The sequence below is a fragment of the Streptomyces sp. NBC_00829 genome (assembly GCF_045161795.1).
Taxonomy (GTDB): Bacteria; Actinomycetota; Actinomycetes; order Streptomycetales; family Streptomycetaceae; genus Streptomyces.
The window spans coordinates 8,301,415-8,326,760 of the sequence record NZ_CP108867.1 but is presented as its reverse complement, the minus strand read 5'-3'; the positions used below and the strand labels follow the sequence as shown (position 1 = coordinate 8,326,760).

The window sequence follows — 25,346 nt, the reverse complement described above, 5'->3', positions numbered from 1 at the left end:
CGGCATCCTCTCACCGCCCCTGGCGAACATCGCCTTGTCGGCACTCGACGAGCACCCGACCGGTCACGGGAACCAAGCGGGGAGATGGCCCACATCTCGCCGGCCAGGCCTCCGACGAACGCCTATGACAGAAAGCCCAAGACCCACTGTCACAGGCGTCCGTCAGCCGCACACCTAGCGCACGGTCAGTGCGAACACGTGGATCTTCGTACTGGCGGGAAGCCGGACAGTCTCGATGGTCTTTGTGGAGTCGAGGGGGATTTGGTTGTAGAAGACCCGGTAGGCACCGCTCGTGTTGCCGTATCCGCCGGGTGTGTTGCGTCCCTGAGTGGAGAAGGCCAGAGTGGCACCGAACTCGGTGGGGCTCGAATCCAGCCAGTTCGGGAACCCGATGGACGCGGTGGTGGCGGTGCCGTCGGTGTAGGTCACCGTGATGTCGTCTGTCACGTCGCCGGCCTCGGATCCGAGGAAGGCGAGGGTGCTGCCGCCACGACCGGAGCCCTGGATCACCGCCGAGCCGACGACATTGTCGGGCGTGCCCGCGGCCACGTTCGGCCAGGCGAACTCCGTGCCCTGCACCGTCACGGTGGCACCAGGTGTGACGCCGGCCGCGGCGAGCTGTTCAGCTGAGAAGCTGTTGCCGTATCCGTCGAAGTTGCCGGTGGCGACGTCGGTCTGTGAAGTGATTCCCACGTTGTTGAACGCCGACGTCAAACTCAGCGTCCCCGCGGTGGGCGGCTTCGGCGAGGTCCGGGGACTGATCGTGAAGGTCTGCCGCGCGTTCGGGGTTCCGGGGGCGCCGATGCCGGTGAGGGTGAACCTGGATGCGGCACAGGTGGTCGGGATGCCGGTGATGCCGCCGGTGTCGGCGTTCAGTCGCAGGCCGGCCGGCAGGGCGCCCGCTGTGAGCTCGTAGCGGATGATGGAGGGGACGTTCGCGGCCGGTCGTGCCTCGTACAGCTTGCCGGCCGTCATGCCCGGCAGGCTGATGCTCGGGAAGCCTGGTGTGGGGACGGTGACTGTCCGCGGCGCGCCGATGTTGTTGCCGGAGGCGTCGCGCTGCTGCAGCGACCAGGACTGACGGGGCGTGATGACGCTCAGGTGCCAGTGTGTGGAAACGTCTCGGAACTGCGCGCGTTGGGCGGTGGTGAAGGCTCCGAGGTTGCGGGCCGTTTCCCACTGCTTGACCGCGTCCAGCAGCACCGATGTGTTCTGCCCACCGCGGGTCAGGCTGGACACGGAGGTCTGGAATCCGGCGCCTGCGTTCAGGCCCGCGCCCCGCGCGAGGTTGTCCTCGACGTTACGCAGACCGGCGTTGCCCGGCAGCGCAATCCAGCCGAGCATCCCGGGCAGGTAGTTGGCCTGGTAGTAGGCGTTGTTGAGGAACACCTGGCTCATGCTGGTCACCCCGACTTCGCCCCAGCTGGCCCGGGACAGTCCGTCCCAGACGTTCGAACCCATACGGCTGGTCTCGGAGATGAAGCCGTCCTTGGCGTTTTGCCGCGCGAAGGATCCGTTCACCATGCGGGCCATGCCGTACTGGCCCCAGCCGGACTCCGAGGCGGACTCCAGCCCGTCGAAGGACGTCGCCGTGATGCCGGTGGTGTTCCAGATGGCGGCGAACCGGGTGGCGATCGAGTTGATGATGTTCAGATTGCCGTAGCCGCCGCCGTAGCCGTTCATCTGCACGCGGGCGACGGTGGCGGCGGCGGAATGGGAGGCCGCAGCCGACGACCACTGCCCCCGGGCCAGCCCGGTCACCTCGCACTCGCTGCCGACCGTGCTGGACCCGGTGTAGGTCAGGAATTCGTTGTCGATCAGCAGACGCTTGCCCTGGAGGCCGCCGGCCAGGGGGTCACAGCTCGCCATATGGAGCGACGTGTCGCCGGAGGACAGGGGCCGGGTCAGCGTGGTGCTCTGCCCGCGTGCGAGATCCGGGCTGGGTGAAGGCTTGATGTAGGGGTCGTTCGTGTCGATGAAGTTCGAGAGCGTGTGCGCGCCAACCGCGACGCCGTTGGACGTGGACGTGTTCACCAGACTGCTTGCGCCCTCATCGCTGCCACCGAAGCTGGAATTGAACTGGTAGTGCCCGGCCGATTGCCAGGGGCCGTCAGCCCCGGGCAGCGAGTAGATCATGTCTATGCCGGCGGCCTTGGCGAACTGGTCGGCCGTCCCAACGTTGCCGGTGTTCAGGTCCGACAGGACGAGGATGGACTTGGAGGTCGCCTGCGCCGCCTTCTGCCACTGCCCGTTGATCTTCGGGTACGGAAGATTCTGGCCCTTGGCGATCTCCGACAGGACGGTCGGCGCGAGATCCGGCGTGGTACCGAACAGCGCGATCTTCGACCCGACGATCCCGCCTCCGCTGGGCAACGGCCCGACCGGGATCCGGTAGCCGGAATCGTTCAGCCGCAGGCGCTGCTTGGTGTAGTCGAAGGTGAAGGCGCGCAGCAGGTTGCTCCAGGGGGTGTGGCCGCCGACGCTCCACTGCTCCAGTGCCGCCACCTGCAGGTTGGAGGGGTTGTTCGACACCTCGTTCTGCCAGCCCATGCCGGTGCCCTCGCGAGGCCAGCCGCCCTCGGTGCGGTCGTTGAGTACCTTCATCCCCGCCGAGAAGCCGCCGTTGCCCACGATGCCGACCGACTCCCCGATCGTGCCTGTGAGCGAGGTCGCCAATGGACCCCACAGCAGGGTCTGCAGATCAGCGGTGGGCGGCGCCTTGACCTTCGTGACGGTGAACGTCGCATACGTCGTCCGATCGTGCACCGCCACGTCGACCTCGGTGCCTGCCGCGGAGTTCTTGAACGCCAGCGTGCTGCCTGACCTTTTCACCGCGGTCGGCTTCACCTGCCGTCCGTCGATCACCAGGCTGACCAGCGGAGCCGTGCCGTGCCCGGTCACCAGGTAGTCCCGGCCGTTGCGGGAGTCGACCAGGCTCGTGACGGCACCGGTGGCGTCCAGCCCCACGCGCAGGTACCCGGCGTTCACCAGGACACCGCCGGAACCGCCCGGGCGGGCCGCCGCCGACACACTTCCGGTGCCCGCCGCGGCGAGCCCGGCGGTCATCAGGCCTACGACCGCAAGCGTGGCCGTCAGGCGTGCAGTGATTCTTCGTCTCAGGTTCATACGTGATGCGTCCTTCCTCGGACGAGGATGTGATCTTCACGAGCCGTGGTGCGGTGGTGCTCACCCGCCGCGCTCGGAACCTCGACGGCCCCGTCCTGCTCGGAGCGCATCGCGACGGGCGCCGTACGTAGTCCCTCCGTAGTGGCGGACGTGCCCGGACACTTTTCAGGACCTGCCGGCGCTCAGAGCTCGACGACCGTCCCGGCGTGCCGGGCCCGCTCGGCGGCGAACACCACGCGGTGGCTGGCCAGGCTGGCGTCGATCCCGGAGACGATCAGTTCGGGGCGGCCGTCCTGTAGAGCGTCGACGTAGGCGTTGAACATCGCCTCGTCGCCACCGGCATGGCCTTCAGCCGCCGAGGAGCCGTCGAGGGAGGTGTCCACGACGGTGGCGCGTTCGGTGAGGAAGTCGTAGACCTCGATGCGGCGGCCGTCCCCGGTGAGCTGCCCGCGGGTGCCGAAGATCTTCGTGTGCCGGTTCTCCAGCGGAGTGAACGCGGTGAGGACGAACGATGCGGTCACGGCATTGTCGAACTCCAGGTTCACCACCTGGTGGTCCGGGACGTCGTTGTCGCTGTGGTAGACGCAGCGGCCGTACGGCCCTTCGGCCAGCGCCTCGGTCACGGCCGCTTCGGTCAGCTCCCCGGCCGTCGTGATCCGGGTGAAGTACTGCTTGGTGCCGCCCTTGCGCAGCCCTCCCTGATAGAGGCGGGGGGCCGAAAAGGCACACGAGGATTCCAGTGGGCAGGTGACGCAGCGGTCGGTGGCGCCGTCGGGGGCGGATTCGGCACGGAAGTGGGTGAGCGACCCGAAAGACGACACCCGCCGGACCGGTTGGCCGACGACGTCGCAGAGCCAGTCGATGTCGTGGCATGCCTTGGCCAGCAGCAGTGACGACGACTGGTCCTCACGCCGCCAGTTGCCGCGGACGAATGAGTGGGCGAAGTGGTAGTAGCCGATCGGCTCCAGATGCTGCACGGAGACGATGTCACCGATCGCGCCTTCCAGAAGGATCTGCTTCAGCGCGACGGTGTAGGGGGTGTAACGCATGACATGCGACAGGGCCAGTGCTGTGCCGTTGCGCCGCACAGCCTCGGCGATGGCATCACAACCCTTCTCAGTGGTGGCCATCGGCTTCTCCAGCAGCAGCTGATAGCCCAGGTCCGCCAGTGCGACGGCCGCCTCGACGTGGTCGGCGTCCTGGACCGCGACGATCGCGACATCGGCCAGCCGCGGGCGATCGAGCAGTTCACGCCAGTCGGCGAAGCAGTACTCATCGGTGAGATCGTGCTTGGCGGCGAACGCCGTGCGGACGACCTCGCGGGGTTCGGCGACGGCCACCACCCGGGCCCGCTCGGGACGCTTGGCGGCCAGGTCGGCGTAGGCCGAGCCGCGGGCACCCGCGCCGAGGACCGCCAGCGACAGCGGACGGCCGAGCGGCGTGGCCAAGTCCCCGGTGAGGAACGGCGCCGAGTCATGTGCGCTACTGGCCGGCACAGCGGCAAAGTTCACAACTACTCCCGTTGAGGTATCTGGTCGACACGGGACCGAGACGGAGGCAGGTGGCGTCATCCTTTGGTCGCCCCGCCGGTCAGACCCTTGACGAAGTGGCGCTGAAATGCCAGGTAGAGGACGAGGATCGGGAGTGTGGCCAGGAACATCAGCGCGAAGACCGCCCCGAAGTCCGACTGGTGCTCCCCGATCGCGCGGTAGATCCCGACGGTGACGGTGGTGCCGTTCGCCGGGCCCAGGATGATGAGGGGGTTGAGGAAGTCGTTCCAGATCCAGACACCGAGGAAGATGAGGACGGACGCGGAGGCCGGCCGCAGCAGCGGGAACACAACCATCCAGAAGATCCGGAATCGCCCGGCGCCATCCAGGGAAGCGGCTTCCTCCAGTTCGATCGGGATGTTCTTGACGAAGCCCATGAAGACAAACACGCCGAAGGGCACGTAGTAGCCGACGTTGACCAGCACCAGGCCCGGGATCGTGGTCATGAGCCCGAGCGCGCGCAGCACCTCGGTCACCGGTTCCAGGATCACCGAGGGCGGGATCATCAATCCACAGAGCAGGGTCGCCAGCACCGCTTTGGCCCAGACGCCGTTGGCCCGGGCCAGATAGTGGCCGAGCATGGCGGAGACGATCGTCAGCATAGTGATGGACAGGGCGGTCACCTCGACGCTGTTGACCAGGCCGAACCAGAACAGGTGGTCCGGACGGGACACCACCTGGTCGATCGAGGACAGCGTCGGCGGGATCGGCAGGCTCACGGGGTCCGTGGTGATGTCCGAGCCCCGTTTGAACACGTTGACCAGGACCAGGTAGAGCGGGAGGAAGAACAGGGTTGTGACGAACAGCGCCGCGACCGGCCGGAACCAGGAAGAACGCTGGGAGCCGCTCACAGGCTGACCTCCCGCCGCTGCAGGATGCGGAGCACGACGACCGAGATCACGGCGATGATGCCGAGCATGACGGTGGCCATCGCCGCGCCGTACCCGATGTGGTTGCCGGTGAACGTGGTCTGCACGACCTGGAAGGCGACCGTGGAGGTGGTGCCGTTGCCCGGGCCTCCGTTGGTGATGACCTGGATCTGGTCGTAGGCCTTGAACCCGGTGATCAGCAGCATGACCGTGTTGATCGTCAGCGCCGACGCCAGCATCGGCCAGGTGACGTTCCGAAAGCGCGACCACGTTCCGGCACCGTCGATCGAGGCGGCCTCGTGCAGTTCGGCCGGGACCCCGGCCAGGCCGGCCAGGTAGACGACGACGCAGAACCCGAGCATCTGCCAGGTGATGATGAACGCCACCGAGTACAGCGCGATGTCCGCATCCGACAGCCAGCCCGGTGGGTGGTGCATGCCGAGCTTCTTCAGCGTCGAGTTCAGCAGGCCGTCGTCGGTGAGGATCGCCTGCCAGATCACCGAGACCACTACCGAGGACAGCACGACGGGGGTGAAGAACACCGAGCGCAGCGCGTTGTAGAACCAGCCACGCCGGTCGAGCAACTGGGCGATCAGCAGGCCGAGGACGTTGGCGGCGACCGTCACGATGACGGTGATGGTTACGGTGTTCTTCAACGCGACGGTGAAGTCGGTGTCGGAGAACAGCCGGGTGTAGTTCCGCAGGCCCACCCACCTGGTCGGCGGGTTGGCCGGGTTGCGGTTGGTGAGGCTGGTACCGGCCGTCATCCCTATCGGCACCAGGACGAAGACGAGGTAGACGACGAGTCCGGGTGTGCCGAAGGTCAGGAAGTGCCACGCCGTGGACCAGCGGGCGGACCGTCGCCTGGCTGGACCGGTATCCGGGGCGCCCCGGGTGTGGGTGCCCCGGGGCACGAGTGTCGCGGTCATGTCGGCCTTCTCCTCGTTCCTGGGTTTCGCGTGCTGAGAATTCGGGCTACTGGTCGGCCTTGGCCCACGCGGAGTCGAGGAACGCCCCGAAGTCCGCCGCCGACTTCTTGCCGTTGATCAGGTCAGCGACTCCGGCGGCGGCCTTGTCCGCGACGCCGGCCGGCAGCGAGCCATCGCCGGTCTCGATGGAGAAGGCGTTGACGATCGCGTTCTGCTTGACTGCCTGCTGGTACACGTCGAGGGTCGCGTTGTAGACGGGGCCCATGCCGGTGGGCGGTGTGTAGTCCTTCAGTGCGATGATCGAGCCGTCGGCCTTGACCGAAGCGTCCAGCGACGACTTGTCGAGCATGAACGCCAGCGCCCACTTCTGGGCCAGGGTGACGTCGGCGGCCTTGGAGGACACGGACATGCCACCGCCGGTGTAGGCCGGGACGACCAGGGAGCCGTCGTCGGAGGGCCAGGCGAACACGCCGACGTCGAAGCCGGGCTTCTTGGCGTCCGCAGAAGCGGCGAACCACGAGCCCATCGGGTACATCGCGCCCTTGTTGTCGCGGAACGCCTGTTCGTCATCGGCGTAGGAGCGGGACAGCCCCGCGGTGTCGATGTAGCCCTTCCTCGCCAGGCTTGAGATCTTCTCCGCGGCCTTGGTGAACGCCGGGTCGGTGAACTTCACCGAGCCCTTCGCCTTTTGTGTCAGCCAGTCAGGGGTCTGCTTGTAGGTGTCGGTGGCCACCGCGCCGATCAGCGGATACATATCGGCCCAGGTGTCCTTGCCGCCGCCGCCCACCACGAACGGGTTGATCCCCTTGGCCTTCAACTTCGCGGAAGCGTCCAGCAGGTCCTGGTAGGTCTTCGGCGGGGCGTCGATCCCGGCGGCGGCGAAGTCGGCCTTGTTGTAGTAAACGAGCGGCGTCGGCTGGGTGTTGTACGGGAGCTGGTAGATCTTCCCGCCGATCGGGTTGGAGTGCGGAGACACGAAGTCCGCAAGCTGCTCGTCGCTCCACGGCGCGAGCTGACCGGCCTGCGCGAAGCCGTTCGGCGACACCGCGATCATGATGTCCGGCAGTTGGCCGGAGGCGGCGAGCTGCTTGGCATAGCCGGCCCGGTCCGCCGAGGGGGCGACGATCTTCTTGATGGTGACGCCGGGCACCTTCGCCGAGGCCCGGGCGATCGCGTCGTCCCAGTACTTCGCGGTCAGGTTCGGGGTCTCGAAGGTCAGGAACGTCAGTGTGACGTCCCCCTCCTTGCCGCTGCCCGACGGCTTGCCGCCGCCGGCCGTACAGCCCGACAGGACCAACCCTGCCGCCAGTCCGGAGGTGGCCAGGGATAGCAACGTGCGTCTCACGGAACTCTCCTTCCATCGCGCTTGAATAGATAACAAGATTTATTTAACATCTGAGAGGAGAAGGTAGCGCCGCCGTCCAAGTGGTTGTCAAGGCGTGCGACGAACGACATTCTCCGAACCGAGGAAGAGGCCAGATGCGAATCAAGGGCGGGGACCCGTCGGCACTGCGCAGACGGAACCTGGCGACGATGCTGGGCAGGGTGTACGAGCACGGGGCCCACACGGTTACCGAGCTCGCCCGGTCCACGGGCTTGTCCCGGCCGACCTGCGAGGAAGGTGTGATCGAGCTCGTGGCCCAGAGCTGGGTGACGGAGATCGCGCCGCCGGACCCGACCGCCGCTCGGCAGCCGGGGCGCCCGGCCAAGCGGTACGAGTTCAACGCCGGCGCGGGGCGGGTGCTGGGTGTGGACGTCGGCGCGCACAAGATCCTCGCGACGGTGGCGGACCTGCGAGGCGCCGTGAAGGCAGTCGTGCGTACCGACGTCGATCCGGCCCTGCCCGCCAAGGAGCGACTGGTTGCGATGGGCGACGCCGTCACCGCATGTCTGGCTGCCTCCGAAACCTCTCCCGGCCACAGCCCTCTGCTGGCAGCCGTGATCGCCTCCCCGGGGATCATCGACGCCGAGGGCCGGGTCGTGCTGTCCAACCCGCTGCCGCAGTGGACGGGGCTGAACCTTGCGGAGGAACTCGCCCGAATCCTGGGCCCCGGAAGGGTCGACGGGCCGATCCGCGCCGAGAACGACGTGCGCCTGGCCGCCCTGGCCGAACAGTGGCGGGGTGTCGCCGCCGGCGTGCCCGACCTCGTGTACATCCACGCGGGCCACCGCATGGGCGCGGCCGTCATCATCGACGGCAAGCCCTACCGCGGCCGCCGGGGCGCGGCCGGGGAGATCGGTACCCTCGGCCTCCTGGACTGGGTGAACAGCTACCGCCGGATGCTGTCCTACGTCCCCGACAGCACGACGGGCGATGCGACGCTGCGAGTCTTCAGCGACCTGCTCGACGGCAACGAACGGGCCCGGGAATTCGTCGACAGCTTCGCCCGCGACCTGGCCACCGGCGTCGCCGTCATGTCGATGACCATCGACCCGTCGCTGGTCATCGTCGGCGGCGGCATCTCCCGGGCCGGCGACGACATCATCGAACCTGTCCGCAGACACCTGGTGGATCTGTGCCTGTTCCCGCCGGATGTCGAAGCCTCAACCCTCGGCGACGAGTCCGTCGCGCTCGGCGCAGTGCGCCACGGACTTCAGCAGGTGGAGGAGCGCCTGTTCGGGCTCGTTCCGTCTTCCACCTGACCGCCGACGGCAGTGCCTGCCGCGGCGATGTGCGACCGGCACGACGACACCGACGGGCTCCGCCGACGGAGGAGCGGAGAGCTGATGAGTTCCTCCCGGAAGGTGGTGGGACGGATCCGCGCCGCCCTGGCTGACGACCCGACTCGTGAGACGCCTGAGGACGTGCCAGCTCCTCGCGACACGTGCACAGCCGCGCGGGTACGGATGTCGCCGACCTGTTCGCCGAGCGCGTCGCGGATTATCGGGCGACGGTGTTGCGGCACGCAGGACGCGCGCTCACCGGTCCGGATCCATCGTCGGGTTCCGCCGTGCCACCACTTGCTTGGAGGCCGGGTCGATCGCGCGATGGCCGATCGGGCAGGCGCGGCGCTCGTGATAGCCGATCCCCCGATCTCGGCCGCGGGGCCTTCGCCCGGGTTTGCCCGGCCAGTTGGATAGCGGTTTTTGGACAGTAGATGCACGAAGCTGCGTGAAAGAGCTAAGTTATGAGCATCTTCGAGCACGCCTGCGATGGTGCAGGAGGAATTGATGACCCCTGTAACCGAGGAGATCGCGAGCCGGCCATGAGCGAGCAAACCGCAGCATCGGTCGACCGATCCGTGATCGCCCTCGATGTCGGCGGCACCCAGATCAAGGGCGGCGTGTTCACCGGCAACGGCACTGTCCAGCACTCCGAGCAATGGCTCACCAGAGCCGAACGCGGACCGAACGCCGTGATCGACACGATCCTCCGCTGCGCCGACGAACTAGCCGGTCTCGCCACACGCTCGGGCCGACCCGCGGAAGCCGTAGGCATCGTCGTTCCCGGCATCGTTGACGAGACAGCAGGAATCGCGGTCCACTCCACCAACCTCGCCTGGCACAAAGTGCCGATGCGGCACACGCTCGCCAAGCACCTGGACCTCCCGGTCGCCTTCGGACACGACGTCCGGGCCGGTGGCCTCGCCGAGGCCCGCCTGGGCGCCGGCCGCGGCTGCCACAGCTTCCTCTTCGTCCCGCTCGGCACCGGGATCGCCGCCGCTGTCATGACCGACGGCCAAGCCCTGCCCGGCGCCCACGGCTCCGCCGGGGAACTCGGCCACCTGGTGGTACGCCCCGGAGGCGACCCCTGCACCTGCGGCAGTCACGGCTGCCTCGAAACCCTCGCCTCCGCCTCCGCCATCGCCCGCCGATACACCCACGCGACCGGAGAGCCACACGTCACCGCCCAGGAAGTCGACCGCCGCGCCCAAGCGGGCGATCCAGAGGCCACGAGAATCTGGGGCGAAGCCATCGAAGCACTCGCCGACGGACTGGCCACCACCGTCACCCTGCTCGACCCCGAACGCATCATCCTCGGCGGCGGCCTGGCCAAAGCCGGCGAGACCCTCTTCGCCCCACTCCGCACAGCCCTGACCCAACGGCTCACCTTCCAGCACGCGCCGCAACTGCTCCCCGCCGAACTCGGCCACCAAGCAGGCTGTCTCGGCTCCGCCCTGCTTGCCCAGGACCTTCTGGGCAACCACAGCCGCCCCTGAGATGGTGCCGACTGGTCCTCGCCGTCACCCTCACCACCACCCCACCGGCACAGCGGCAACCACGTGCACCAGGTCGCCCAGCAGGTCGGCGGCAAAGGCACCAACGTCGCCCGAGTGCTCAACGTGCTCGGCCACGACATCGTCGTCACCGGCCTGACCGGCCGCGCGACCGGCTAGTTGTCCATCCTCGTGGCCGAGTGCCGCGACCGCCCGGTGGAGGCCGTAGATGTCCTTGCCCCACTGCCCGCTCATCGCGGGATGGCCGCGGAGTGCGGCCAGGGCCTCGGTGGACAGGTCCTCCAGCAGCGGGCTGCGGTTCAGCAGCAGCATCTGGCAGATCACCGCGGCCGGCTTGGCGGCTGATGATGGTCGTTAGGCGGCCAGTGCAGACCGGTGAGGATGTCTGCCAACGGCCTCACCAGCCGGGCCACCGGCCGAAGTGGCAGCGAGTCGAGCCTGAGGCCGTCGTGCCGGAGCTGATCGATGCTGAGTGTCCGAAGTGCTTCCGCCCCAGCCTCAGTGAGCAGGCCGCGACGGTCATAGCGGGCAAGGTCGATGACCGGTGCCCAGGTCGGAGTGCTTGTCGGCGGTGTGGCTGCCGTACTCGGTTGTGCGGTCACTCGGCGACCGCCTCAGAGGCATCAGCAGCACGGGTGAGCATGTCCACACGCCAGGAATGGATCTGCTGCATGCCCCGGTTCAGCTTCTCGGCCAGGTCGCGGCCCGACAGGTGGATGTAGGTCAGCGTCGACTCGGTGCTGCGGTGCCCGGCGAAAGAGCGATGGCGTGCAGTTCCCAGCCCAATCCTGGCCAGGTCTGTCAAGCACAGGTGGCGTGTGGTGTGCGTCGAGAACCGCGGCAGGTCGGCGGCGAGACCAACCCGCCGAATCACCTTCGACCAGGTCCAAAGCGTCAGCGGCTGGCCGTAGTTACGGCGCGACTCGGACAAGAACAGCGGCCCACGGGCTCGGCTGATCGTGGCCCGATGGGTGAGATAGCCAGACAGCAGAACCCCGGTCAACGCCGAGTAGGGGACGACACGCAACCGTCTGCCGCTACTTCGCCAAGTGGCAGAAGGACGGCGTGTTCGCACAGGTCAACGGGATGCTGCGGGAATCAGTGCAGCAGAAAGCAGGCCCGCTGGCGTGTGTCATCGACGCAGAGCGTCAAGACGTCCACCAGCGAGCCCGCCTCGAATCAGGTCATCGACGTCGGCAAGAAGACGTCGGCAAGAAGATCGTGCCGCAAACGCAGCGTCATCACCGACACCCTCGGACTGCCCCTGGCCGTACTCGTCACCGCGACACGTGCAGGACTCCGTGGCCGGCACACGCCTGCTCGAGCAGACCGCCGCGGACCATCCCACAATCCGCGAAGTCCGGGTCGACGGCGGCTACCGCCAGCGCTTCGTCGAACACGCCGCCACCCTCCGCATCGATCTGGAAATCACCCAACGCCCGCCCGGTACCAGGGGGTTCAACCGATTCCGAAACACTGGGCGGTCGAGCGAACCTAGTGCGCCACGAGGCGCTCTGTTTGTATCCCCGGCTCAGCCGGGAGGAACTCGGAAGGAGGTTTCTGGGCCGGATGACTTACCTGGATCCGAAAGGTGAAGGGGACAACAGCATGTCAGAAAACCAGTGACCGGGCTCAGTTGTCAGAGACGGTGTGCTGGGCGGCCCGCGCGATATGGCGAAGACTGGATTGTTTGAAGCCCAATCTCCAGAAGATGCAAGTTCCCATCCGTCGGAAAGACGACTGAAACCGGCGCCGTGCTCTGCCCTGGATTCGAAGGTTGTCCGGTGCACTTCCGGAGCTCGGAGCGATGTCCAGCGAGGACATTCAAGGAGATGAGTGGGACGCCTGTGTCGCGCTAGAACGTACAGACAGGGACGAACGTGGGATCGCCTACGGGATGCGAGTCCTATGGCGACGGAGGCCCCGTAGTAGTCGCCGGAGTAACGACCGGTCAGGGAGGACGGGAAAGCCGTCCACATCAGGCGAAGGGGGCCAGGTGATTTGGACACCACAGAGTCGGGAGGTATGCGTAATGCAGAGCGCCAAAACGGTGCTGGGTGTCCTGCGTGAACGCGGCAGGCGTGGCCTGCCGTGCAATGAACTGTTTCGGCAGCTGTTCAATCCGCAGTTGTATCTGCTGGCCTACGGGCGGATCTACGCCAACCATGGTGCGATGACACCCGGGGTCACGTCGGAAACCGTGGACGGCATGTCGCAGCGGAAGATATACCGGATCATCGAGGCGATACGCCACGAGCGCTACCGCTTCAAGCCGGTCCGGCGCATCCATATCCCGAAGAAGAACGGGAAGATGCGTCCGTTGGGGCTGCCGACCTGGTCGGACAAACTCGTCGGTGAAGTGATCCGCCTGTTATTAGAGGCGTACTACGAGCCAACGCTCTCCGACCGATCTCATGGGTTTCGTCCCCGCCGTGGCTGCCATACCGCTTTGCGGGAGGTAGACCACACCTGGACCGGGACGTCCTGGTTCATCGAAGGGGACATTGCCGACTGCTTCGGCAGCCTGGACCATCAGGTGCTGCTGTCGATCCTCGGCGAGAAGATCCATGACCAGCGGTTTCTGCGGCTGGTGCGCAACATGCTCAAGGCCGGATACCTGGAGGACTGGAGATGGGGTGCCACGCTCTCCGGAGCGCCGCAAGGCGGAGTGGCCTCCCCGATCTTGTCCAACATCTACCTGCACAAGCTGGATGAGTTTATCGAGACAGTTCTGATTCCGGATTACACCCGAGGGAAGCGCCGGGCCCGAAACCCGGCCTACCTGGAGTTGCAGAATCTGCTGGCGAAAGCCCGCCGGCGCGGCGACCGGGTCCAGGCCCGCAAGCTGCGTCAGCGGATGGTCAGCCTGCCGAGCGCGGATCCCGACGATCCGGCATACCGCAGACTGCGCTACATACGCTACGCGGACGATCACCTCCTCGGTTTCACCGGACCGAAAGCCGAGGCCGAGCAGATCAAGCAACGCCTGGACCAGTTCCTGCGCGACGAACTCAAGCTGGAGCTGTCCCAGGAAAAGACGCTGATCACTCATGCCCGCACCGGGGCAGCGAGGTTTCTCGGCTACGAGATCACGACCCAGCACAACGACACGAAGAAAACCGGCCGTTACCGTCGGATCAACGGCCAGATCGCTCTCCGCGTCCCTCAGGACGTGATCAAGTCCAAGTGCGCCCCCTATCTCGCCCGCGGAGAACCCGCGAAGAAGACAGCCCTGATCAACAGCAGCGATCATGCGATCGTGGCGACCTTCGGGACCGTTTACCGGGGCGTTGTCCAGTACTACCTGCTCGCCGGAGATGTCTTCCGGCTGCACCGGCTGCAATGGGTCACGTCCATGCTCAAGACCCTTGCCGCCAAGCACCGTTCGTCAGTGTCGAAGATGGCCGCCAAGCACAAGGCCAGAATTGACACGCCCAACGGGCCCCGGGTGTGCTTCGAGGCCCGCATCGAGCGGAAGAACAGGAAACCACTGGTGGCACGGTTCGGTGGGATTCCCCTCCAACGGCAGCGAGCGGCAGAACTCGCCGACCGCGAGCCGGTGCGGGTGGACTATCCGCAGAAGGAACTCATCGCGAGACTCCTGGCGGACACCTGCGAGATCTGCGGAAGCAAGGGCAATGTGCAAGTGCACCACGTCCGTGCTCTCGCCGACCTCGCACATGCCGGATGGCAGCCTTCCGACTGGGCACGCGTCATGCTTCACCGACGACGCAAAACGGTCGTGGCCTGCGACGTCTGCCACGACCGTATCCATTCAGAACGGCCAGCCCGATCACTCACGCCGTAGTCACTGGAGAGCCGGATGACCGGGAAACCGTCATGTCCGGTTCGGCGGGAGGCCGCGCGGAACAGGACTCGCCCCACGGCGAGCACCTCACCGCGCGGCCGACCCAACCGCCTGGCTCCACGGCTTCCGACGCCTACGCGTCCGCTGGGAATGGCGCGACGACATCCACGAAGCCTTCCTCGGCCTCGCCACCTGCCTCATCACCCACCGACACGTCCAACGCCTTTGTCAGGACCTCTTAAAACGTCAAGCTCAGATGCTGACGGCGAAGCCGTTCGACCAGACTTGCATCGACTGAATCATGCTGTCCCATACGCCGGTGAGCAGCAGCAGGCCGGTTGTGATGATCATGGCTCCGCCGATGCGCATCACCCACGCGTTTCGTTCTTTGATCCAGTGAACGTGCCGAGGGCTTTACGTGGAACTCGCCCTCGCCTTCCACCACGCTGGCCCGTGGCGAAGACCAGGACCTGGCCACCACCATCGACCGCCTGCGCGCCCTCACGGCCACCGGCGGCTTCGCCTACTTCACCGACATCGCCCACTACATGGCCGCGCTTCCCCTGCCGGAGCCATCGGCCATCCGCTGGACCGAGAGCGAAGCACACGTCCGCACCGCATGGCGGAGCCTGGTCCAGGTCCCGCAGGAACACCTCCGCACCGGAAACGGAACCCGAAACGCGCGACGGCCCGAAACCGACATATATTGGGACGCTGTTGGCGAATAGGGCCTGCGGCGTGACGTCGGCCTTCGAGACCCAGTTGTGGTCTCGAAGGCCGACGTTGCTGTTTGGGGTGGGGCGCGTGTCGATGAGGCCGCAGGTATCGGCAGCGTCACATATTGGTTCGGGGCCGTCGCGCGTACAGCTAGGACCGGGCACCAGGCCCGGGGAATCAGCCGACGTCGGGCCGCTGACCGACAAGCTGGGCGAGCAGCCCGATGATCTGGGCCTGGTTCCGGTCGATCTTCTTGTTGAGGGCTTCGACCTTCTGGTCCAGGTCGCCGATCTGGAGGCGTACCGAGGTGAGGTCGGACTTGATGATCCCGAACTCGCGGTCGTGCTTCTCCGCGACCTCTTCGAAGCGCCGGGTCAGGGCAGCGAACTCGCTGTGGGCGATCGAGATCTCCGCCAGATGCACCCCACGCAACGACGCCGGACCCCACCCCTGAACACGACGACGGCCTGCCCCCCGACGGCGTCAGTTCCCCGTGAGGCCGTTCTTCTTGGCCCAGGTGTTGGCGACGTCTTCGGGGTCTTTCTTGTCTTTGTCGACTTGCCTGTTGAGTTCGGTGAGTTGTTCGGTGGTGAGGGTAGTGCCGAGTGTGGCGAGTGCTTTGCGTACGGTCGAGTCGGCTTTACGGTCGGCGATGAGGGGGACGATGTGCTGGCCGGGGATCAGGTTCTTGGGGTCGGCGAGTACTACCCAGCCTTCGGCGGCGATGTCGGTGTCGGTGGTGAAGAGGTTGGCGACATCCACGTTGCCCTTCTTGAGTGCGCCCTTGACCAGTGGTCCGGAGGAGTCCAGTGACTTGAATTCCTTGAATTCCACGCCGTATTCGTCTTTCAGGCCGACCACGCCGACGACGCGCTTCTTGACCTCGGGGGCCGCGCCGATGATGAGCTTGCCGTTGTGTCTGGCGAGGTCGGCGAGGGTTGTGAGGCCGTACTTCTGGGAGGTCTGGCGGGTGACGGCGAAGGCGTCGGAATCCTCGGCCATGCCGTAGGGGAGAACCTGCAGCCCCCTGGGGAGGGCGATGGCGAGGGCATTTTGCATCTCGCCTTCCTCGGTGGCCTCCGCTTTCGGGTCGAGGTAATGCAGAAGCGCTCCCTGGTACTCGGGCAGCAGGTCGATGTCCCCGCCGCGCAGGGCGGGGATGAGGATTTCGCGCGTGCCCAGGTTGGGGCGCACTCTGGTCTTCACGCCGGCCGCGCCCAGCACCGCTGCGTAGAGGTAGCCGAGTATCTGGTTCTCGGTGAAGTTGGCGGTGCCGATGGTGACACCGTCTTTGCTGGTGCCGTTTCCTGACAGATCACCGCCTTCGTTTTCGAGGGAGGTGATGCCGCTGCTGCAGGCGGCGAGTGTGGGGACAGAGGCTGCGGCGAGGAGGCCGCCGAGGAGCGTGCGTCGGTTCATGGGGTGTCCTTAGGCGGGGCGGTTGCTGAACAGGACGCGCTGGAGGGCTGCGAGCGCGAGGTCGAGGACGACGGCGACGACGGCGACGAGGACGGCTCCGCCCAGGACCTGGACGAGGTCGCGCTGGGCGAGGCCGTCGAAGACGTACCGGCCCAGTCCGCCGAAGCTGACGTAGGCGGCGATGGTGGCCGTCGCCACGACCTGGATCAGCGCGAGCCGCAGCCCGGTCATGATCAGCGGCAGAGCGAGCGGCATCTCGACCTGGAGGAGGACCTGGTGGCCGCGCATGCCCTGGCCGCGGGCTGCGTCTTTGACTTCGGGGTCGACAGCGGCCATGCCCGCGTAGGTGTTGGTGACGATCGAGGGGACGGCGAGGGCGACCAGCGCGACATACACCGGTGTCATCGACAGGCCGCTGGCCAGGAAGACCAGGACGACGAGACCGACGGTGGGCAGCGCCCGGCCGAAGGAGGAGAGGTTGATGGCCAGGAAGGCGCCGCGGCCGGTGTGTCCGATGAGCAGGCCGACGGGCAGGGCGATCACGGCGGCGATGAGGGTGGCGAGAAGTGAGTACTGAAGGTGTTCGGTGAGCCGGTGGGCGATCCCGTCGCTGCCGGTCCACTGCTCGCTGCCGGTCAGCCACGAGCCGAGGTTTTTGAAGAGCTCGTACATCTCTAGGCCCTGCCCTTCCTGGTCCACGGGGTGAGGACGTACTGGACGGCGACCAGCAACGCGTCCGCGATCAACGCGAGCAGGAGGGTCAGCACGACGCCCACGACCACAGGGGTGGGGAAGTTGCGCTGGAAACCGTCGGTGAACAGCTGCCCCAGTCCGCCGTCACCGATATACGTGGCCACGGAGACGAGCGAGATCGACATGACCGTGGCGATGCGCACACCCGCCATGATCACCGGCAGGGCCAGCGGCAACTCGACCGTCAGCAGGATGCGCACCGGGCGCGTGCCCATCGCCCGCGCCGCCTCCTTCGTCCTCACCGGCACCGAATCCAGGCCCTCCACCGTGTTCCGGAGCAGGACAACCAGCGTGTAGACCGTCAGACCGATGACCGTGGTGGTGCGCGTCAGCCCGGACACAGGGAGGAGCAGCACGAACACCGCGATCGACGGAATGGTGAACAGGACGTTGGACAGCCCCAGAAGGAATCCGCGCAGGGGGCGCACCCGATGGGCCAGCACAGCCAACGGAAGCGAAACCAGCAACCCGAACAGGACGGCGGTCAGGGCAGCCTGAAGGTGGGAGACAGCGAGAGTCGTGAGGTCGGACGTGTGGTCGGAAATCCACGACCAGTCGATGCTCATACGACCACCCGTGCGGTGGAGTGGGCCGATCCGGCCTGCTGGTGGATCTCCTCGTGCGAGGTGACGCCCGTCAGCGCGCCGTTGGCGTCGACCCGGGCGACCAGGCCGGCGGGGGATGCGACGGACTCGTTGAGCGCGGAGAGCAGCGAGTCCGTGTCGCGCAGGGGGCGTACGGGGAGCAGGTCCCCGGCCCGGTCCGACTGCTTGTCGCGCCAGCCGAGCGGGGCGCGTGCGTCGTCGAGGACCAGTTCCCAGCGGCCACCTTCGGGTGCGGGGCCCTGCGGGACGTCCGTGAGCGTGGAGAGCGAGAGCAGTTTCAGCCCGCGCTCGGCGCCGAGGAAGTCGGCCACGAAGCTGTCGGCGGGGCGGGCCAGCAGTTCCGTGGGGGTCGCGCACTGGACGAGGTGGCCGCCGGTGCGGAAGACGGCTATGCGGTCGCCGAGGCGAACCGCCTCATCGATGTCGTGCGTGACGAACACGATCGTCTTGCCCAACTCCTTCTGGAGTCGGAGTAGTTCGTCCTGGAGCTGGGTGCGCACCACCGGGTCGACGGCGCCGAATGGCTCGTCCATCAGCAGTACCGGCGGGTCCGCCGCCAGCGCACGGGCCACCCCCACGCGCTGCTGCTGGCCGCCGGAGAGCTGGTGCGGATAACGGCGTCCGGCCTCCGGTGACAGACCCACCGTCTCCAGCAGCTCCGCCGCCCGGGCCCGCGCCTTCTTGCGCCCCCAGCCCAACAGCAGCGGCACAGTGGCGATGTTGTCGAGGATCGTCCGGTGCGGGAACAGGCCGGACTGCTGGATCACATACCCGATGGACCGACGCAGTACGGCGGCGTCCTGCCGAAGGACGTCCTTCCCACCCACATGGATGGAGCCGGAAGTCGGCTCGACCATCCGGTTGATCATGCGGAGCGTGGTGGTCTTACCGCAACCCGACGATCCGACGAGGACGGTTATCCCGCCGTCCGGCATCTCCAGGGTGAGGTCGTTCACTGCCGTCGTGCCGTTGGGGAAACACTTGTTCACTGCTTCGAATTTGATCATCGATCGTCCCTTGCCCGGCCTGCATATAGTCATGCAGAGTTCTCGTTGGCTGAATAGGTTGTCAATGCTTCGGCGTGAATCGCTTACGACAAACACCCGACAGGCAGGACGAACCGTCCCATAATGGAGGATCTATCCCAATGGCGTCTCGAATGGTGGACCAGCGCGCTGACACCGTGCCCCTTGACGGGAAGAACCTCCCGGTCGCGGACATCATCCGGCTGGCCGACGGCACGGCACGGCCCGTACCCGGATCCGAGGCGATGAAGCGCGTCGAGACCGCATGGGAGGCCGCGCGCGAGCTCGCCGCCTCCGGCCGCGTCTACGGCCGCTCCACCGGCGTCGGCGCCAACCGGAACGAGAACGTCCCCACCGAGGCCGCCGCCGACCACGGACTGCGACTCCTGCGCTCCCACGCCGGGGCGATCGGTGAGCCGCTGCCCGCCCGCGAGGTCCGCGCCATGCTCGCCGTCCGCGCCAACCAGCTCCTCGCCGGAGGCGCCGGACTGCGCCCCGGCGTCGTCACCGCCCTGTGCGAGGCGCTGGAGAGCGGGGCCCACCCCCTCGTCAACGAATTCGGCTCGGTCGGTACCGGAGACATCGCCGCCCTCGCCCAGGTGGGCCTCGCACTCGCCGGCGAACACCCCTGGCAGGACGGTCCGCCCCCCGAGGCGCAGGCCCTCGACAACAACGACGCCCTCGCCCTGATCAGCTCCAACGCACTCACCCTCGGCCAGGCCGCCCTCGCCCTCGACGGGCTGCGCGCGCTCGTCACCGCCACCGAACTGGTCGGCGCCCTCTCACTCCTCGCCGTCGACGGCTCCTACGAGGCGTTCGCCGAACCCGTCCACGCGGCCCGCCCCCACCCCGGCACCTACGCCGTCGCCGCCCGCATGCGGCAGCTGCTCGGTGCCCCCGAGCGGCCCACCCCGCCGCTCGGCCGCATCCAGGACCCCTACGGCTTCCGCTGCCTCCCCCAGATCCACGGACCCGCGCAGGACGCGGCGGACGCCCTGGAGCGCACCCTCACCGTCGAGATCAACGCAGCCGCCGAGAACCCGCTGATACAGCCATCCGACATGGCCGCCTACCACCACGGCGGCTTCTACATGGCCCAACTCGCCCTGGACCTGGACCACTTCCGGCTCGCCATCACCCAGACCGCCCGGCTCTCCACCTCACGGCTCTCCGCCCTGAACGAGCCCGCGTTCACCCGGCTGCGGCCCTTCCTCGCCGACGCCGAGGCGGCCGGCTCCGGCGTGATGATCCTGGAGTACGCCGCGGGCGCGGCCCTCGGCGATCTGCGTGCGTTCTCCGCGCCCGCCTCCCTCGGCCACGCGGTACTCTCCCGGGGCGTCGAGGAACAGGCCAGCTTCGCCTCGCTGGCCGCGCGCCAGACGCTGCGTGCTCAGGGCGCGTACCGGCTCGTCGTCGGCTGCGAACTCGTCGCCGCCGTACGGGCGTTGCGCCAGCGCGGACTGCGGCCCGAGCCCGCCCTCCCGGTGGGCAGGGCCTTCGAACTGGCCGAGACCGTGCTCGACGAGGAGCAGGCAGACCGGCCGCTGACCGAAGATGTCACGGCCGCGGCGGCGCTGCTCGACCGGTTCACGCGTTTGGCGCGGGTCTGTACGCTCACCGGTGTAATTGACAATGCCCCGCAGTTAAGGTCCTGACCTGTCTGTCAAGCGGTTCCGGGTAAGCCTGGACATGAGGGCGGGACTCCGCGTAGGACAGAGAGTCGACCAAGATCCTCTGTTCTGACGGAGTCCCGTTGTTCATCGAGTTTGGCATGCCCGTACCGGGACGGGGGTCGGTTCGCGCGTTCGCGGCTGGCCATCTCGGAGAGCTGACGCAGATCATCCGACCTGCCCTGGTAGATGAGGCGCTCGAACTGACGCGGCGGGTCCAGCGGCGGACCCGCAAGTTACCTGCCCGGGTCACGGTGTACTTCGTACTCGCGCTGTCGTTGTTTGGCACGGAAGGCTATCTGGGAGTGTGGGCCGCGTTGACCGCCAGCCTGGGCGGCGAGAACGTGGCGCCGTCGGAGGCCGCGTTGCGTCAAGCCCGCAGGAGGGTTGGGTCAGCTCCGCTGGCCATCCTGTTCGACCGGCTGAAAGGGCCTGCGGCCAAGGCGGATTGTTCCGGAGCGTGGTGGCGGGGGCTGCGGACGGTGGCCTGGGGGACGGCACCGGGCTGCAGATCGCGGACACCCCGGAGACCGCTGGATTCTTCGGCCGGAAGATCAGCTGTCATGGGCCGGGCAGCTATCCGGCACTGAAGCTGTCGGCTTTGGTGGAGTGCGGCACGAGGGCGCTGATCGATGTCGTCTTCGGCCCGCACGACACACCGGAGCCCGAGCAGAACGCCGTGCTGTGTCGGTCGCTCCGGCCGGGCATGCTGGTGCTCGCCGATCGCGCCTCGGACGGGTATCCGCTGATGTGCAAGGCGGTGGCCACCGGGGCTGATCTGCTGTGGCGGATCCAGAACAACCGGAGCCTGGCCGTGATCCACACGCTCCCGGACGGTTCCTACCTGTCCATGGTCGCTGATGTCCGCGGCCGGGACCGGCTGCGGTACTGGGCCCGTCATCCCCGCCCGGTTCCACCCCAGGTCGAGGGGGTCGCAGTCCGGGTGATCGATGCCACCGTAACCGCGACGGTGCCGACGGCAGCACCAGGACCGGCACCCTCCGCCTGGTCACCACGCTGCTGGACCCCGATGCCTACCCAGCAGAGGAACTCATCACCCTCTACCACGAACGCTGGGAAGCCGAGACGGCCTTCTACGGCCTGAAGGTCACCCTGCGAGGCAGCGGCAGAATCCTGCGTTCCCGCACTGTCGACGGCATCAGGCAAGAGCTCTTCGGCATGCTTGTTGTCTATCAGGCGGCCCGGCGCATCGCTGCCGATGCCGCAGCCGAGACCGGCATAGATCCCGACCGCATCTCTTTGACCGTCACCCTGCGGACCGCACGCCTCACCGTAATCAACGCCACCGGCACAGTGCCCGAACACGACGCCCGTCCAACTCCCAGGATCCGCTCGGCAGTTCTTCATCCGCGGGCGCTGGGTCCGGCACGACGGCGAACCCGGATCTGGCCCCGCCGCATCAAACGGCCGATCTCTCCCTTCGCCTACAACAAATCCAAGTGGGACAAACCCATGCGCAAGGTGACCATCACCTCCAAGATCACTCCACCCACGACTCTCTTGACAGGCAGGTCAGGACCTTAACTGCGGGGCATTGCGAGTTACACCGCTCGTTTGACAGACCCCCGGGCCCCTGAATTCGAGTTCTGAGCTGGGCAAACGACGAAACCCGACCGACTACCATGTCATGCCCAGCTCAGAAGCAGGCACTGAGGGTGGAAGTCGGATTTGTGCGGGGTGACTGGTTCAACCTTAAGAGACCCTTTCGAGCAAGTCACAGCTGCATGAGGGTCTTGATCTGGGCGCGTCAATCGGTGAGGGTTTCGAGCCAGTCCCCGGAGATCTTCCGTCCGTGGGGCCCAATCCCCCCACACATGTTGACGAGGAGCTCCCTCTTCATGGCAACTCACAAGCGCGCGAGCAGAATCAAGCTGATCGCGGCGATGGCCGCCGTGGCAGCAGCCGCTGGAGTGACACTCACTACGTCGTTCGCCGGCGCGGCGACTCCGGCCGAGGGCACGGTGTACGGCATGAACGCCGAAGGCGCCATCGACGGCAGCTACATCGTGATGCTCGATCAGAAGGCCGACAAGAAGGACCTGGCCTCGGAGTACGGCGGCAAGCTCCAGCGCAGCTACAACTCCGCCGTCAACGGCTTCTCCGCCAGCGGCCTTTCGGAGACCGAGGCCAAGCGCCTGGCTGCCGACCCGGCCGTCGCCAAGGTCGTCCAGAACAAGAAGTTCTCCCTCGCCGCGACCCAGGACAACCCGCCGTCGTGGGGCCTGGACCGCATCGACCAGGCCGACTTCGAGGGCGACAAGAAGTACACGTACCCCGACAGCGGCGGCGAGGGCGTGACGGTGTACGTGATCGACAGCGGGGTCCGTATCTCCCACAAGGAGTTCGGCGGCCGTGCCTCGTACGGCTGGGACTTCGTCGACAACGACGCCTTCGCCGACGACGGCCTCGGTCACGGCACCCATGTCGCCGGCACCATCGCCGGCAGCACGTACGGTGTCGCCAAGAAGGCGAAGATCGTCGCCCTCCGCGTCACCGGCAACGACGACCTCACCAACTCCGAGCGGGAGGTGGGGGCCCTCGACTGGGTCACCAAGAACCACTGGGGCGCCTCGGTCGTCAACATGAGCACCGAGGGTCCCCTCGACCAGGCGGTCGACGCGGCCGTCCGCAAGGCGGTCGCCTCCGGCGTCACCGTCGTGACCGCGGCGGGCAACAAATGGAGGGACGCGAGCTGGTACTCCCCGGCGCACGTCAAGGAGGCCATCACCGTGGCGAACGCCACCAAGATGGACGCCCGCGCGGCCACCTCCAACTTCGGCCCGTCCGTGGACATCTACGCGCCAGGGACCGACATCACCTCGGCCTGGAAGGACAGCGACGAGGGCACCAAGACCCGGTCCGGCACCTCCATGGCGGCGGCTCACGTGGCCGGCGCCGCGGCGGTCTACCTCGGCGACCACCAGTACGCCAACCCGGAAGAGGTTGCCAAGGCGCTGACCGAAGGCGCCACGGCCGACAAGATCACCAACCCCGGCCCGGCCACGCCCAACAGGCTGCTGAAGGTCGTCGACTAACGGCCTTGGGGGAAATAGTGATCGCCCCGGTCGGGCCGTGACATGAGAAGGACCGCACGGGTTGGGTGAGTTGTGAAGCTGACCTGGGCCCGTGCGGTCTGTTCCCATCCTGCCCTGTCCGGTGTCTCCCGCGCACATTTCGGCGAGTTGTTCGCCGAACTCGCCAGGCCGTGGGAAGCGGCCCGCCAGTCCGCGTTGCGTGCGGCACGGGGTGGCCCGCGCCGGCGGGCGGAAGGGGCTGGGCGCAAGCCGAAGCTGGTCTTCTTCGAACGGTTGCTGGTCACCCTGGTCCATCTGCGCCACCAGTTGCCGCACGCGGTCCTCGCCGAACTCTTCGCCGTGGACCGCTCCACCGTCTCCGAGGCCATCCGTGAGGTCCGTCCGCTCCTCGCGGCCCGCGGGTTCGCCGTACCCGACCGGGCGGGACTGCGGCTGAAGACCCTGGAGGACGTCTTCGCCTATGCCGAGGCCGAGGGCGTCGAGCTGCGGATGGACGGGGCCGAGACCCAGGTCCGCCGCCCTCAGGCGGGACGCCCGGGCCGCCGGGCGTTCGTCTCCGGCAAGCGCAGGCAGAACACCATCAAGACCACCACGTTCAGCGACGGCCAGGGCCGCATGCTGCTGTCCGGCGCGGTCCGGCCGGGCCGCATGCACGATCAGACCGCCCTACGCACCGAGGGCATCGCCGAGCAGTTCCGGACCCGTCCCATGGTCAAGGCCCGGGTCGACTCCGGGTACCAGGGGCTGGCCAAGGAGTTCCCCGACCAGGTCAGCGCACCGCCGAAGAAGCCCGCGGACGAGGCGTGCGACGGCGACAAGTACGCCTGGCAGGAGGCCAGGCGCCGCCAGTCCTCGGCCCGGATCTGCGTCGAGCACACCAACGCCGAGCTCCGCCAGTGGGCGCCCCTGCGCCGGTTCACCGGACGGCGCGACACCTACGCCGAGACCCACCTCGCGATCGCCGGCCTCGTCTCCGACCGATCCGCCCAGCGGGCCACCCGCCGACAGGCGAGCACCGAGCTCGTCCTCGTCCGCGACGCTGCCTGCTGATCACCCCCCAGCCGAACCGCCAGGCCAGCACACCCAGATCTCAATTTCCCCCGAGGCCGTAAGAACGACCGGCCCCATCACTGAGCGGGCAGTCGCCGTGCCCTCCCCCACAGGGCGCGGCAACCGCCTTATCAGGGCGCGCGGTAGCGATGGCGTCGAGGTCGCCGTCGGTCGCCGAGTCCCATACGGCGTGCTGGAGTTCGTCGAACGCGCGCTGGTCGGCTTCGTGGCGTACGGCGGGCTCGAACGGCTCGGCGGCGAGTGCCTGGGCGAAGTCCGCTGCAGCGTCGGCGGCGTCGGGGTAGTCCAGCTCGCGGGCGATTGTGGCGAAGTCCTCGCCGGTCAGGCGCCGACGGACCAGCTCGGCACTGACGGTCAGCAGTCCCACCAAGAGGTCACCGGGCCCCTGAACCGGCCTCATTGTCGCACCACCACGACGGCTCCACCGGGCAATCCGCACCAGCGAGGCCAGCCGTCACCCGTCGACCGGCCAACCTCACCGCTCAAACCCTGCCGTTCGAGTTCTGAGCTGGGCAAACGACGAAACCCAACCGACTGCCATGTCATGCCCAGCTCAGAAACAGGCACTCG

22 protein-coding genes and 4 pseudogenes are annotated in these 25,346 nt (G+C 67.3%); 13 read left to right on the top strand and 13 right to left on the bottom strand.

Annotated features, from left to right (window positions below; translation table 11 throughout):
* Positions 1 to 174: 174 nt before the first annotated feature.
* Positions 175 to 3,126, bottom strand: a complete 2,952-nt coding sequence (locus OG293_RS37120; protein WP_406003135.1) for a putative Ig domain-containing protein — start codon at positions 3,124 to 3,126, stop codon at positions 175 to 177.
* Between the two features lie 2 nt (positions 3,127 to 3,128).
* Between OG293_RS37120 and OG293_RS37115 the strand changes: the two genes are divergently transcribed.
* A complete protein-coding gene (locus tag OG293_RS37115) occupies positions 3,129 to 3,257 on the top strand; it encodes a hypothetical protein (RefSeq protein WP_406003134.1) in 129 nt (42 codons plus the stop codon).
* A gap of 51 nt (positions 3,258 to 3,308) precedes the next feature.
* Here OG293_RS37115 and OG293_RS37110 read toward each other — a convergent pair whose 3' ends face one another.
* The 4 genes from OG293_RS37110 to OG293_RS37095 form a co-directional block, all read right to left on the bottom strand.
* Positions 3,309 to 4,622, bottom strand: a complete 1,314-nt coding sequence (locus OG293_RS37110; protein ID WP_406003133.1) for a Gfo/Idh/MocA family protein — start codon at positions 4,620 to 4,622, stop codon at positions 3,309 to 3,311.
* A 71-nt stretch (positions 4,623 to 4,693) separates the two neighbouring features.
* Complete coding sequence (locus OG293_RS37105; protein WP_406003132.1) at positions 4,694 to 5,527, bottom strand: carbohydrate ABC transporter permease; 834 nt, start codon at positions 5,525 to 5,527, stop codon at positions 4,694 to 4,696.
* Entirely contained in the window at positions 5,524 to 6,474 is a 951-nt protein-coding gene (locus tag OG293_RS37100) for a carbohydrate ABC transporter permease (RefSeq protein WP_406003131.1), read from the bottom strand. The genes OG293_RS37105 and OG293_RS37100 overlap by 4 nt, the downstream gene beginning before the upstream one ends.
* A 46-nt stretch (positions 6,475 to 6,520) precedes the next feature.
* Positions 6,521 to 7,819, bottom strand: a complete 1,299-nt coding sequence (locus OG293_RS37095; RefSeq protein ID WP_406003130.1) for an ABC transporter substrate-binding protein — start codon at positions 7,817 to 7,819, stop codon at positions 6,521 to 6,523.
* Between the two features lie 134 nt (positions 7,820 to 7,953).
* Between OG293_RS37095 and OG293_RS37090 the strand changes: the two genes are divergently transcribed.
* From OG293_RS37090 to OG293_RS37080, 3 genes are all read left to right on the top strand, one after another.
* Positions 7,954 to 9,117: an ROK family protein gene (locus tag OG293_RS37090; protein WP_406003129.1), complete on the top strand. Its 1,164-nt coding sequence runs from the start codon at positions 7,954 to 7,956 to the stop codon at positions 9,115 to 9,117.
* Between the two features lie 563 nt (positions 9,118 to 9,680).
* Positions 9,681 to 10,634: an ROK family protein gene (locus OG293_RS37085; protein ID WP_406003128.1), complete on the top strand. Its 954-nt coding sequence runs from the start codon at positions 9,681 to 9,683 to the stop codon at positions 10,632 to 10,634.
* 63 nt (positions 10,635 to 10,697) lie between these two features.
* Positions 10,698 to 10,811 carry a hypothetical protein gene (locus OG293_RS37080; protein ID WP_406003127.1) on the top strand — a complete coding sequence of 38 codons (114 nt, stop codon included), beginning with the start codon at positions 10,698 to 10,700 and terminating at the stop codon, positions 10,809 to 10,811.
* Between the two features lie 439 nt (positions 10,812 to 11,250).
* Here OG293_RS37080 and OG293_RS37075 read toward each other — a convergent pair whose 3' ends face one another.
* Complete coding sequence (locus OG293_RS37075) at positions 11,251 to 11,655, bottom strand: tyrosine-type recombinase/integrase (RefSeq protein ID WP_406003126.1); 405 nt, start codon at positions 11,653 to 11,655, stop codon at positions 11,251 to 11,253.
* Positions 11,656 to 11,678: 23 nt separating this feature from the next.
* Between OG293_RS37075 and OG293_RS37070 the strand changes: the two are divergent.
* The 3 genes and pseudogenes from OG293_RS37070 to OG293_RS37060 form a co-directional block, all read left to right on the top strand.
* Positions 11,679 to 12,147, top strand: a pseudogene (locus OG293_RS37070) (transposase); the annotation flags it as partial.
* A gap of 537 nt (positions 12,148 to 12,684) precedes the next feature.
* The gene (locus OG293_RS37065; protein ID WP_406003125.1) at positions 12,685 to 14,460 is read left to right on the top strand and encodes a reverse transcriptase domain-containing protein; all 1,776 of its coding nucleotides are present in this window, start codon (positions 12,685 to 12,687) and stop codon (positions 14,458 to 14,460) included.
* A gap of 109 nt (positions 14,461 to 14,569) precedes the next feature.
* Positions 14,570 to 14,662 (top strand): annotated as a pseudogene (locus tag OG293_RS37060) (IS5/IS1182 family transposase); the annotation flags it as partial.
* 50 nt (positions 14,663 to 14,712) lie between these two features.
* Here the strand turns inward: OG293_RS37060 and OG293_RS37055 are convergent.
* From OG293_RS37055 to OG293_RS37030, 6 genes and pseudogenes are all read right to left on the bottom strand, one after another.
* Positions 14,713 to 14,879 (bottom strand): annotated as a pseudogene (locus OG293_RS37055) (cytochrome c biogenesis protein CcdA); the annotation flags it as partial.
* Positions 14,880 to 15,354: 475 nt separating this feature from the next.
* A complete protein-coding gene (locus OG293_RS37050) occupies positions 15,355 to 15,600 on the bottom strand; it encodes a hypothetical protein (RefSeq protein ID WP_406003124.1) in 246 nt (81 codons plus the stop codon).
* A gap of 60 nt (positions 15,601 to 15,660) precedes the next feature.
* On the bottom strand, positions 15,661 to 16,596 hold the full coding sequence (locus tag OG293_RS37045) for an ABC transporter substrate-binding protein (RefSeq protein ID WP_406003123.1): 936 nt from the start codon (positions 16,594 to 16,596) through the stop codon (positions 15,661 to 15,663).
* Positions 16,597 to 16,605: 9 nt separating this feature from the next.
* A complete protein-coding gene (locus OG293_RS37040; protein WP_406003828.1) occupies positions 16,606 to 17,268 on the bottom strand; it encodes an ABC transporter permease in 663 nt (220 codons plus the stop codon).
* Positions 17,269 to 17,270: 2 nt separating this feature from the next.
* Positions 17,271 to 17,915 carry an ABC transporter permease gene (locus tag OG293_RS37035; protein ID WP_406003122.1) on the bottom strand — a complete coding sequence of 215 codons (645 nt, stop codon included), beginning with the start codon at positions 17,913 to 17,915 and terminating at the stop codon, positions 17,271 to 17,273.
* Positions 17,912 to 18,961, bottom strand: coding sequence for an ABC transporter ATP-binding protein (locus tag OG293_RS37030; protein ID WP_406003121.1), 1,050 nt, complete (start codon positions 18,959 to 18,961; stop codon positions 17,912 to 17,914). Before OG293_RS37030 ends, OG293_RS37035 begins: the two co-directional genes overlap by 4 nt.
* 140 nt (positions 18,962 to 19,101) lie before the next feature.
* Here OG293_RS37030 and OG293_RS37025 point away from each other — a divergent pair, with 140 nt between their 5' ends.
* The 6 genes and pseudogenes from OG293_RS37025 (at position 19,102) to OG293_RS37000 (ending at position 24,755) form a co-directional block, all read left to right on the top strand.
* Positions 19,102 to 20,634 (top strand): aromatic amino acid ammonia-lyase, encoded by a 1,533-nt coding sequence (locus tag OG293_RS37025; RefSeq protein ID WP_406003120.1) that lies wholly within the window; start codon positions 19,102 to 19,104, stop codon positions 20,632 to 20,634.
* A gap of 116 nt (positions 20,635 to 20,750) precedes the next feature.
* Positions 20,751 to 21,008: pseudogene (locus OG293_RS37020) on the top strand (transposase domain-containing protein); the annotation flags it as partial.
* Positions 21,009 to 21,109: 101 nt separating this feature from the next.
* Complete coding sequence (locus OG293_RS37015) at positions 21,110 to 21,754, top strand: hypothetical protein (protein WP_406003870.1); 645 nt, start codon at positions 21,110 to 21,112, stop codon at positions 21,752 to 21,754.
* The gene (locus OG293_RS37010; protein ID WP_406003827.1) at positions 21,655 to 22,194 is read left to right on the top strand and encodes a transposase; all 540 of its coding nucleotides are present in this window, start codon (positions 21,655 to 21,657) and stop codon (positions 22,192 to 22,194) included. Before OG293_RS37015 ends, OG293_RS37010 begins: the two co-directional genes overlap by 100 nt.
* A gap of 314 nt (positions 22,195 to 22,508) precedes the next feature.
* Complete coding sequence (locus OG293_RS37005) at positions 22,509 to 23,705, top strand: S8 family peptidase (RefSeq protein ID WP_406003119.1); 1,197 nt, start codon at positions 22,509 to 22,511, stop codon at positions 23,703 to 23,705.
* A 72-nt stretch (positions 23,706 to 23,777) separates the two neighbouring features.
* Positions 23,778 to 24,755 (top strand): transposase family protein, encoded by a 978-nt coding sequence (locus tag OG293_RS37000; RefSeq protein ID WP_331752170.1) that lies wholly within the window; start codon positions 23,778 to 23,780, stop codon positions 24,753 to 24,755.
* A 40-nt stretch (positions 24,756 to 24,795) separates the two neighbouring features.
* Here the strand turns inward: OG293_RS37000 and OG293_RS36995 are convergent, their stop codons facing one another.
* Complete coding sequence (locus OG293_RS36995) at positions 24,796 to 25,176, bottom strand: hypothetical protein (RefSeq protein ID WP_406003118.1); 381 nt, start codon at positions 25,174 to 25,176, stop codon at positions 24,796 to 24,798.
* Positions 25,177 to 25,346: the final 170 nt, after the last annotated feature.